The sequence below is a fragment of the Pseudoalteromonas sp. P80D2 genome, assembly GCF_036680945.1.
In the GTDB taxonomy this organism is placed as follows: Bacteria; Pseudomonadota; Gammaproteobacteria; order Enterobacterales; family Alteromonadaceae; genus Pseudoalteromonas; species Pseudoalteromonas shioyasakiensis.
Genome location: NZ_JAZDAR010000032.1, coordinates 19,126 through 28,053 on the forward strand (window position 1 = coordinate 19,126; position 8,928 = coordinate 28,053).

Here is an 8,928-nt window from a genome sequence, read left to right on the forward strand (position 1 = left end):
AGGAACTATAGCAATAGGTACATTTATCATACCAAAACACTAAACAGCGTGGGTGAACTATGAGATAGCTCACCAAATAATGCGGTTACTTAAAACTGATAACTTGCTGATAACATGGCGTTGCGCGGTCTACCCGGAAAGTAGCGGTCGCCACTAAATGTAGTGTAGTCAGCACGCTCTGCGTAACGCTCGTCGGTTAAATTGTTTATTCGTGCAGTCACAGTAAAGTTATCTGTTAGGTGCCACGCCGCTCGTAAATTTACTAATGAATGGCCTTGGTAACTATGCTGGTTTTCAGGATCAGTAAAGTAGCTGCTGGTGGTATGTAGCTCAAGGCCAACACGCGTCATATCGTTTGCTTGCCAAAGTAGCTGTAAGTTAGCGATGTTACGTGGTGCAGTATCAATGAGATTGCCATTGATATTAACTCCGCTAAGTAATTGGTCATAACTATATGTATGCTTGGCGTGGCTCGCGGCTAACTGCATCGATAAGCTTGGCGTAATGGCATAGGCTAATTCAAGCTCAACTCCACGATGCTGGGTTTGGCCATCATTGACGTAATAAAAATCACTGTCGCGGAAAATTGTATTCTTTTTATTCATTGCATAAATGCTAACTACATAATGCAGCTGTGCTTGTTGACCTTTTAAACCAAGCTCTAGGTTTTTAGCTGTTTCAGATTTCAGATCTGCGACATTTTGTTCGCGTTGTAACTGATAAAGCTCTGCCGCTTGCGGTGCTCGATAACCTTCTGAAGCATTGGCGTAGATAAACTGGTTTTCAGCATATTGATAGCTTAAACCAAGCTTAGGCGAAAAGTTAGTAAAGCGATTTTCGCCGCTTTCTGGTCGAGAATAGCGACATCCGCCCATTGCGCAAGCTGTGCCATCTTCTTTTGTGCGGCCAGCCAACATATGGTTGTTGTAGTCATAGCGCATACGCTCGTATCGGCCACCAAGGCTGATAAGTAACTCATCAAGTTGCCAATCAAGGTTCACAAACGGTGCTAATAGGGTGCTAGTTACTTGATAGTCGTAATGTTTACCTTGGGGCACGGTGGCAACTAAAAACGCTGAGCCTTGAGTGGGGCTGTCTTGATATTGTAAAAAGTCAGCATCTGTAAGCTCACCATCAAAGCCAACAGTTAACAGGCTAGAACCCGTTAACTTATGCTGCCAGCTTGATTGTAGGCCAACACCTTGCTGAGCATTTTCTTCAAGGGGAGTACCCGGTAAAAAATGCTTAAAGAAGGTCATGTTTTGATCGCGGATATAAGGCGTTAGGGTAAAGCTGTTAGCCTCATCTTGTGTCCAGTTTAGCTTTGACCAAACACGTAAAGAGCGGGCTTTACGAAATGCATCAGGATCAAAATTAGACTGAGCTATTTGCTCATCCTTATAGCTTTCAAAGCCCTCGATGTAGCCAGCTGTTTGCTGATCTAAATGGGTGTAAGTCAGGCCTGTACTTACACTTAATTTTTCGCCATCAAAACGGTGACGCAGTGATAGCTTTTCTTGATCAACACTTTCGTCATCACGATAACCTGTATCTCGGGTGATCGTGGCATTAATGCCTAAACCTTGCTGGCCAAAGTCACGCCCCGTACCAAGTTTGTAGCGAGTGTAGCCAAACGAGCCGTAATCAAAACCAAGTTGGTTGTGGTCATAGGTTGTATCTGGCGTGATCACGTTGACTACACCATGCACTGCATTTGAACCATAAAGGGCAGAGCCCGGGCCTTTCAGTACTTCGATACGTTCAGCCATTTCTGTGTGGGCTTCGAATAATTCATTGATGTTGCAAAAACCAGCTGCGCGAAGTGGAATACCATCTTCAGCGGTAAGTAAGCCACCGCAGGCACCAGCACCAGAAAGTACAGGCGAACGTAGAGCGGGTAAATACTCTTGGCCGTTACCGTGTTGAAGATTAGCACCGGCCACTTGCTTAAGGGCTTGTTCAATATGGGTAGGAGCGATTAGGGCTAGTTGCTTTTGTGAAATACTGCTGACCACAACTGGCAATGGATCTGCCAACACTTCGCTGCGCGAGGCGGTTGTTGTAATATGTTCTAGCTCATTATTAGCGAAAGCTTGATGGTTAAATAATGAGGTGCTCACAAGCACTGAGAGTATCGACAACTTCATGAAAACCCTTTGGTTAGGTACAACAAAAACCAAAGGGTAACTGCTTTTTAGGATGGGTAAAAGCTTTCGCGATTAATAACTTTGTCTGTTATGCGCTACGGCGATGTACGGCAAAACCTGCCAGTACTGCAACTAACCAAAATAAGCTACTGCCGCTAGTACCATTTCTGTGCGTGACATTAGCTACTTTTTCTTCTTTAACGCGGGTTTTAAATTGCGCCAATTCCGCATCGAGATTCGTGATCATGTCATCAACGGCACCATTAAAGCTTGCCAGCGACTGCTCTTTAGCGACTTCATCGATGCCAATCGCTGTGCTGCGTTGCTCTGCTTTATGTATACCTGGAGCGCGAAACAGCATTTTTCGGCTTTTTACATCAAATACGGCGGTATCTACAAAGGTTTGTACTGAGTTTTCATTGCCCGGAATCACATATAAACCAACAATCGTTAGATATAAAAAAGCGGCGTTATTTTCTAAGCTTTGCGATACTTGGTCGTACGAAACAAGCGCCATAATATCCACATCATATAATCGTGATACTTGTTCTAATGTGGTAAACCCTTCGCCGCCTTTTAAATATGTGCTTGGGATCACTTCAATGCGGTCAATATAGTCATATTGCATAAACTGCTTTTTAACTTTGTTCAGCAGTGCCACTTCGTCTCCGTGGTGTAAGCCATCATTGTACTTGTTAGGAATAAAGGCAATCCCTACAGTGGCAGGTAAGTTCAAAGTTGGGATCGTTGCTTGATGGGCTGCTCTGTCTTGCTGGTCTGGGTAAAGATACTCAACCAATGAACTTGATTGCGTTTTTTGATTGCCATATTGGCTCATCATGGCACTACAGCCCGTTAGTGCAGTAATGCTAATGACCAAACACCATTTTAGTAGATTCATAAATTATCCTTATTATGTAGTGAGGAAGCGTTTGTTTATGTTGCAAATATAACGACAAACGCCCCAAACAGAACTGTAACTCAGACTCGATTTTTCGTAAATAGTGCCAAAGAAGTTTAAAGAAATGTAAAGGTTAGCTTTCTAATGTGTTGATATGTAAACAGTTGCGTTTTTAAATTGTAACCCTTCATCTATGATTCAGGCTAAAACGTTAGGCTTTTTATCAAGAGCAAACGTTAAGGGTCTCTATTATGAATAAATTACTTACTATCTCAGTTGCCGTTTTAGGTTTGAGTTTGATGCCTATGGAAGCAAACGCGAAACATGATCGTGACCATGATAGATACGAACATAAGCACGAACGTAAAAAGCATAAAAAGCATAAAAAACACCACAAACATCACCATCATGACAGACATGATCGTTATGATAGATATGACCGTTACAGTTACCGTGATTTACCACCTGGTTTATACAAAAAAGTAGGGCATGGTGGTGGCTTACCACCAGGTTGGTATAAGCGTTATCATCATGGTGATATTCTTGACCGTGATATATATCGTCATGGGCGAGTGATTAAACGTCGCGACCGAAATGGTATTATTGCCATCGAAATCGACGACCGTCTTATTCATCTAGTACACGATACGCGAGAGATTTTATCAATTGTTACTCGCCATCGTTAATCCTGTCAAAAGCCGCTTAGCGGCTTTTTTTAGCTGCTTTCATACCCAGTTCAGAAAAACTTGCTACGCTTAACTGGGACTAACAAAAGGAGCACTCGTATGAAAGCATTGTTAACAGTTGCAGTAATAGGTTTGAGCTTAGTGACGGCTGGCGCACTTGCGAAAGATAAAGACAAGGATAAGGACAAAGGTAAAAGCCTGCCACCTGGCCTAGAAAAGAAACTTGATAATGGTGGTGATTTACCGCCTGGTTGGCAAAAAAAATTACGTAAAGGCGATATTCTTGACCGTGATATTTACCGCCGTGGCAAAGTGATTAAATCACGAGACAGAGATGGTCTAATTTCAATTCAAGTCGACGATACTGTCGTGCGTTTAGTGGAAGATACTCGAGAAATTATTTCTATTTTGAGTCGCTAATTTTGCTTGAATCGATCATGACTTATGGATTGAGTTCACTATTGGCCATGCTGCTAGTGGTCTCAATCTTGCCATTTTCATATTCCCAACATTATTTAATTCGCAGTTGTGACTTTGTACGCTTGCAAGTGGTTTACCTTGCTTGTGGGAGCTTAATTGCTGCAAGCTATTTAATCAGTCGTACGGGATCAATGCTTTATATTGGTTGTGCTCTAGCTAGTATCCTAGTGCTGTTATTGCAAGTTGGCTGGATTTACCCTTACACAAGGCTCGCTAACAAAGAAGTTGCCTCAAGTAATAAGTCCGATAAGCACAGTATTCGTATTATGTCGGCAAATGTACTGATGTCGAACACCGAATATGACAAACTCATTGGCTTAGTTAAAACGCACCAACCTGATTTACTCATTACGTTAGAGTCTGATCAAACTTGGCAAAATGAACTGAGCAGTTTAGAACAAGAGTACCCATATCGAGTGTACTGCCCAAAAGATAATCGCTATGGCATGCACTTGTACAGCAAGTTTAAAATCAAACAACAGAAAGTTTGTGAGCTTATAGAAAGCGATATCCCCTCAATTCATATTTTGTTTGAAGATGCAGATGGCATAGAAGTACAAGGGCACTTTATTCATCCTGCTCCTCCGAGTCCTACGGAAGAAGACAGTTCACGACCCCGTGATACTGAGTTGATAATCTTAGCGAAAGCACTTAAAAACAGACAGCGACCTTGTATTGTTGCCGGTGATCTAAATGATGTTGCATGGTCGCGGAGTACCCGCTTGTTCATGCGTATTAGTGGTTTGTTAGATCCACGCAAAGGTCGCGGCTTTTTTAATACGTTTCATGCCAGTTATTTCTTTATGCGCTGGCCGCTTGACCACCTTTTTCATAGTAATGAGTTTAGCGTTAAGCGTATTGAGCGTTTGGCAAAATATGGCTCAGATCATTTTGCACTACTTACTGAACTTGTTTATAACCCCGATTCTGACAATCAAAAACAACAAGAGCAGATTGATAAAGAAAAAGCAGTGGATGAGTTAAAAATGCCATCAGCGTCTAAGCAGCAAGTGCCCATGTTTGAAAAGTGATAACCTTATTCAGGGTGGACAATTAGATATAAGAAAGGGCTCTAATGAGCCCTTTTTTGTGGTTAGTCGTTGATCATAATGGTTTTGATATTAACAAATTCACGTAGCCCAAAGCCGCCGTGTTCACGGCCATAGCCACTGTCTTTTACACCACCAAATGGTAAGTTCGGCTGAGCAAGACCATAGCCATTAATATTCACCATGCCGGTATCAAAATGGTGCTTTGCAAGCTCAATGGCTGCTTGTTCGTCTTTTGAGAAAATACCGCCACCAAGACCATAGCGAGAGTCATTAGCAATTTGCATAGCCTCATCATTATCTTTTGCCCTGATAAGCGATGCTACAGGGCCAAATAATTCATCATCATAGGCGGGCATGCCCGGTTTAATGTTTTCAAGCAGAGTCGGGGTGTAATAAAAGCCTGTGTGCTCAGCAACGTTACCGCCGGTAACAATGCTCGCACCCGCATTGACTGAATCAGTCACTTGCTGATGAAGTTTATCGCGCAGATCTTTACGGGCCATTGGACCGAGCGTGGTTTTTTCATCATTCGGATCACCAAGAACAACTTGTTCAAATTGTTCTTTAATTAAGGCTTTAAAATCATCGTATAAAGCATCAACAACAATAAAGCGTTTTGCGGCAACACAGGTTTGCCCGTTATTGATCAAACGCCCTTGTGTACATGCGGTAATCGCGGTATTTAAGTCAGCATCATCGAGTACAACATAGGCATCGTTACTGCCAAGCTCAAGTACGGTTTTCTTAACCTGTTTACCTGCAAGCTCAGCAACTTTTTTGCCTGTTTCGTCGCTACCAGTAAATGTCACACCTCGAATAGCTGAGTGCTCAATAAGTTTGCTTGCGGTTTTGCCGTCAATCAGTAGGTTTTTAAAGCAATAGTCATCAAAGCCAGCTTGAGTAAATAATTGCTCAATTTTTTCAGCCATGCCAAATACATTGCCTGCATGTTTTAGCACCGTGGTATTACCCGCCATGATATTCGCACAAGCATAGCGAATGACTTGATAAAGCGGGAAGTTCCAAGGTTGGATACCTAAAACGACACCGATTGGTTGGTAGCTAATAATTGCACGGCCGTCTTGCATATCACGGCTTTCATCAGCAAGCACTTGTGGCCCTTGCTCTGCGGTATAGCGACAAATTGCAGCGCAAAGCTCAACTTCCTGTAGGCCTTGTTGATATAACTTTCCCATTTCATCGGTCATCAACTGGGCCAACTCTTGCTGGTTTGATTCAATTACTTGTGCAAGTTGATTGAGTAATTTTGCTCGCTGCTCGTGGGATGTGGTGCGCCACTTTAAAAAAGCTTGATGACATTGGTCAACTTCACTCTGTGCTTGTTGCAATGACAATAAATTATACGTATTTAAGGTTTGCTCATTGGCTGGATTGATTGTAGTTACAGTATCAGTCATCATTATCTCCTTACAAAATTGTAGTAAAAGGTTTGCAAGGCTAATACCTATTTTTCGCTGTTCTAGCTGTTTGATTTAATTGTGTTTTATTTAATTTGAACTTGGCTAGGCACTCTTTTTTCTGTAAAAACTGCAACAGGCTGCAAAACTTACAAGGAATACGTAATGACAAATTCTGTGTTAAATACCGAACTTGCGATTATTCAAGCGCCAATGGCGGGTGTGCAAAACGCCAAACTGACAGTGGCTGTTTGTGAAGCTGGGGGGCTTGGCTCGTTACCTTGCGCTATGCTCTCGGCTGAGCAGCTTGTCTCAGAGCTTGATTACATTAGCCAGCATACTGATAAGCCTTACAACCTTAATTTCTTTTGTCATCAAACACCTGACTATACAATGGCTCAGCAAACTGCATGGCATAATGTACTTGAGCCTTATTTCGATGAGTTTGCTGTCGATGCCTCACAATTTACCCGTAACGCTTCACGCCAGCCAATTAATCAGCAAGTGATCGATATTATCGCGCCTTATAAGCCTGCCATTGTTAGCTTTCACTTTGGCCTGCCCAGTAAAGAGATTGTTTCTCAGATTAAAGCGTGGGGCGGAGCGGTTCTTTCATCAGCCACGACATTAGATGAAGCGCGCTGGTTACAAGCAAATGGTGCCGATGCGGTTATTGCACAAGGGATTGAAGCAGGCGGCCACCGCGGCCATTTTTTATCAATGGATTTATCGCTGCAACCAACCACTGTTCAATTGGTGCGAGAGTGTGTAAAGCTTGATATTCCCGTTATTGCTGCGGGTGGAATTTGTACAGCAGAAGATGTAGCCCAGTACCAAGCATTAGGTGTAGTAGCAGTGCAGGTGGGGAGCGCTTACTTACTTTGTGAAGAAGCGACAACAAGTGCTTTACATCGTGAAGTATTAAAAACGGCTAAGCCAGACTCAACAGAATTGACAACCTTATTCTCTGGCCGACCGGCCCGAGGAATACGCAACAGAGTGATGCAAGAATTAGGGGCGATGCCAGAGCAGGCGCCGCCATTTCCGTATGCGTCGATTGCAATGACCGCATTACGTGCAAAAGCAGAGGCTAAAGGCGACAGTGGTTTTTCACCGCTTTGGTGTGGTGAGCGCTTTGTGGTTCGAGAAGGTATAAACGCCCAGCAAATTACTGAACTACTAATGCAAGGTTGGCAGTCTTGACTGATACCCAGTTACTCCCACTTGGTGATAGTTACCATCAACTAGCCTGTGAATTTCGTAACAAGCTTGCTGGGCAATGCGCCATAAAGCGTTTCGCTAAAGGTGATGTTTTATTGCAGCAAGGTGACGAACAAGATGCAGGTTACTTAATTATATCTGGGGTGCTTGGGGCATTACATGCATCATCGCAAGGTGCGCAAAAGTGTAAAGAGTTCTACTTTCAAGATGAATTTGCACTGCTATATGGTAACTGGTTAACCAAAACCCCAGCGCTTTACCAGCTCAAAGTGATACGTGATGCTGAGCTTATTAAGGTGCCTTTGGTTTTATTTGATAGTAGTGACTGGCAAGCAATAAAACATCAGTTAATTAGTCAGCAATTAATGTTTAAAGAAGCAAAAGAAGCGTTTTTATTACTCAATACCCCTGAGCAGCGTTACCAATATTTACTGGAACAAAAACCGCATTGGCTTGAACAACTGAGTTTAAACGAGGTTGCTATGTATTTAGGGGTTTCTGCGATTTCTTTATCGCGAATTAGACGGCGTCTTAACTTAAGTTAAGGCGTAGCAAAACAGTAAACATTACACTGCTGATTTTTCAGGAGTCGTTATGTTTATTTTATCTCAGTGCTTAGTTGCCATTGCCACATTACTCGATTTGGCTTCATTTCAGTTTAAACAAAGGCAGGCAATTTTAGCTTGTTTGTTTAGCTCGGTTTTACTGACATCTGTGCACTTTATGCTGCTCGATAACTTCAGCGCTGCATGTTTAATGCTGATTGCAGCACTACGTTATGGCTATTGTATTTTTGCCCGCAAAACCTGGGTGATGATAGCTTTTATGCTTTTGAGTATTAGCGCAGTACTACTTACTTGGCAAAGCTGGGTTAGCTTTATCGCGCTGTCGGCAACGTTACTGCAAACTTATGCTTCATTCCAAGGCAAAGATTTTACCTTACGCATACTGATGATTGTTGGCATTATATACCTTTGTCTTTTAATGTGACTTTTATTGACATAATGATTCTTTATAGCCTAT

General features: G+C 42.6%; 9 protein-coding genes. 6 read left to right on the top strand and 3 right to left on the bottom strand.

Features of this window, described 5'->3' with window-relative positions:
• Window positions 1–89 precede the first annotated feature (89 nt).
• Window positions 90–2,147 (bottom strand): TonB-dependent receptor, encoded by a 2,058-nt coding sequence (locus VRK28_RS08670; protein ID WP_332393756.1) that lies wholly within the window; start codon window positions 2,145–2,147, stop codon window positions 90–92.
• An 88-nt stretch (window positions 2,148–2,235) separates the two neighbouring features.
• Complete coding sequence (rhlP, locus tag VRK28_RS08675) at window positions 2,236–3,048, bottom strand: rhombotarget lipoprotein (protein ID WP_332393757.1); 813 nt, start codon at window positions 3,046–3,048, stop codon at window positions 2,236–2,238.
• 251 nt (window positions 3,049–3,299) lie between these two features.
• Here rhlP and VRK28_RS08680 point away from each other — a divergent pair, with 251 nt between their 5' ends.
• The 3 genes from VRK28_RS08680 to VRK28_RS08690 all read left to right on the top strand — a co-directional run bounded on the left by VRK28_RS08680 (window position 3,300) and on the right by VRK28_RS08690 (window position 5,245).
• Window positions 3,300–3,734, top strand: a complete 435-nt coding sequence (locus VRK28_RS08680; protein ID WP_332393758.1) for a hypothetical protein — start codon at window positions 3,300–3,302, stop codon at window positions 3,732–3,734.
• 99 nt (window positions 3,735–3,833) lie between these two features.
• Window positions 3,834–4,154, top strand: coding sequence for a hypothetical protein (locus VRK28_RS08685; RefSeq protein WP_062566111.1), 321 nt, complete (start codon window positions 3,834–3,836; stop codon window positions 4,152–4,154).
• Window positions 4,155–4,171: 17 nt separating this feature from the next.
• Window positions 4,172–5,245, top strand: a complete 1,074-nt coding sequence (locus tag VRK28_RS08690; RefSeq protein ID WP_082710953.1) for an endonuclease/exonuclease/phosphatase family protein — start codon at window positions 4,172–4,174, stop codon at window positions 5,243–5,245.
• A gap of 62 nt (window positions 5,246–5,307) precedes the next feature.
• On the opposite strand, the gene VRK28_RS08695 is transcribed toward VRK28_RS08690, so the two are convergent.
• Complete coding sequence (locus VRK28_RS08695) at window positions 5,308–6,684, bottom strand: NAD-dependent succinate-semialdehyde dehydrogenase (RefSeq protein WP_062566109.1); 1,377 nt, start codon at window positions 6,682–6,684, stop codon at window positions 5,308–5,310.
• Between the two features lie 165 nt (window positions 6,685–6,849).
• On the opposite strand from VRK28_RS08695, the gene VRK28_RS08700 reads away from it, so the two are divergent.
• The 3 genes from VRK28_RS08700 to VRK28_RS08710 are packed head-to-tail and all read left to right on the top strand — an operon-like array spanning window position 6,850 to window position 8,895.
• Window positions 6,850–7,887 (top strand): NAD(P)H-dependent flavin oxidoreductase, encoded by a 1,038-nt coding sequence (locus VRK28_RS08700; protein ID WP_062566108.1) that lies wholly within the window; start codon window positions 6,850–6,852, stop codon window positions 7,885–7,887.
• Window positions 7,884–8,450, top strand: a complete 567-nt coding sequence (locus tag VRK28_RS08705; protein ID WP_062566107.1) for a Crp/Fnr family transcriptional regulator — start codon at window positions 7,884–7,886, stop codon at window positions 8,448–8,450. The genes VRK28_RS08700 and VRK28_RS08705 overlap by 4 nt, the downstream gene beginning before the upstream one ends.
• 49 nt (window positions 8,451–8,499) lie before the next feature.
• On the top strand, window positions 8,500–8,895 hold the full coding sequence (locus VRK28_RS08710) for a YgjV family protein (RefSeq protein WP_332393759.1): 396 nt from the start codon (window positions 8,500–8,502) through the stop codon (window positions 8,893–8,895).
• Window positions 8,896–8,928 lie beyond the last annotated feature (33 nt).

What these genes read in the sequence shown, in the direction of transcription:
- VRK28_RS08700 (WP_062566108.1), top strand. Translation starts at nt 6,850, where the DNA reads ATGACAAATTCTGTGTTAAATACCGAACTTGCGATTATTCAAGCGCCA.
- VRK28_RS08680 (WP_332393758.1), top strand. Translation starts at nt 3,300, where the DNA reads ATGAATAAATTACTTACTATCTCAGTTGCCGTTTTAGGTTTGAGTTTG.
- VRK28_RS08690 (WP_082710953.1), top strand. Translation starts at nt 4,172, where the DNA reads ATGACTTATGGATTGAGTTCACTATTGGCCATGCTGCTAGTGGTCTCA.
- VRK28_RS08695 (WP_062566109.1), bottom strand. Translation starts at nt 6,684, where the DNA reads ATGACTGATACTGTAACTACAATCAATCCAGCCAATGAGCAAACCTTA.
- VRK28_RS08670 (WP_332393756.1), bottom strand. Translation starts at nt 2,147, where the DNA reads ATGAAGTTGTCGATACTCTCAGTGCTTGTGAGCACCTCATTATTTAAC.
- VRK28_RS08710 (WP_332393759.1), top strand. Translation starts at nt 8,500, where the DNA reads ATGTTTATTTTATCTCAGTGCTTAGTTGCCATTGCCACATTACTCGAT.
- VRK28_RS08685 (WP_062566111.1), top strand. Translation starts at nt 3,834, where the DNA reads ATGAAAGCATTGTTAACAGTTGCAGTAATAGGTTTGAGCTTAGTGACG.
- rhlP (WP_332393757.1), bottom strand. Translation starts at nt 3,048, where the DNA reads ATGAATCTACTAAAATGGTGTTTGGTCATTAGCATTACTGCACTAACG.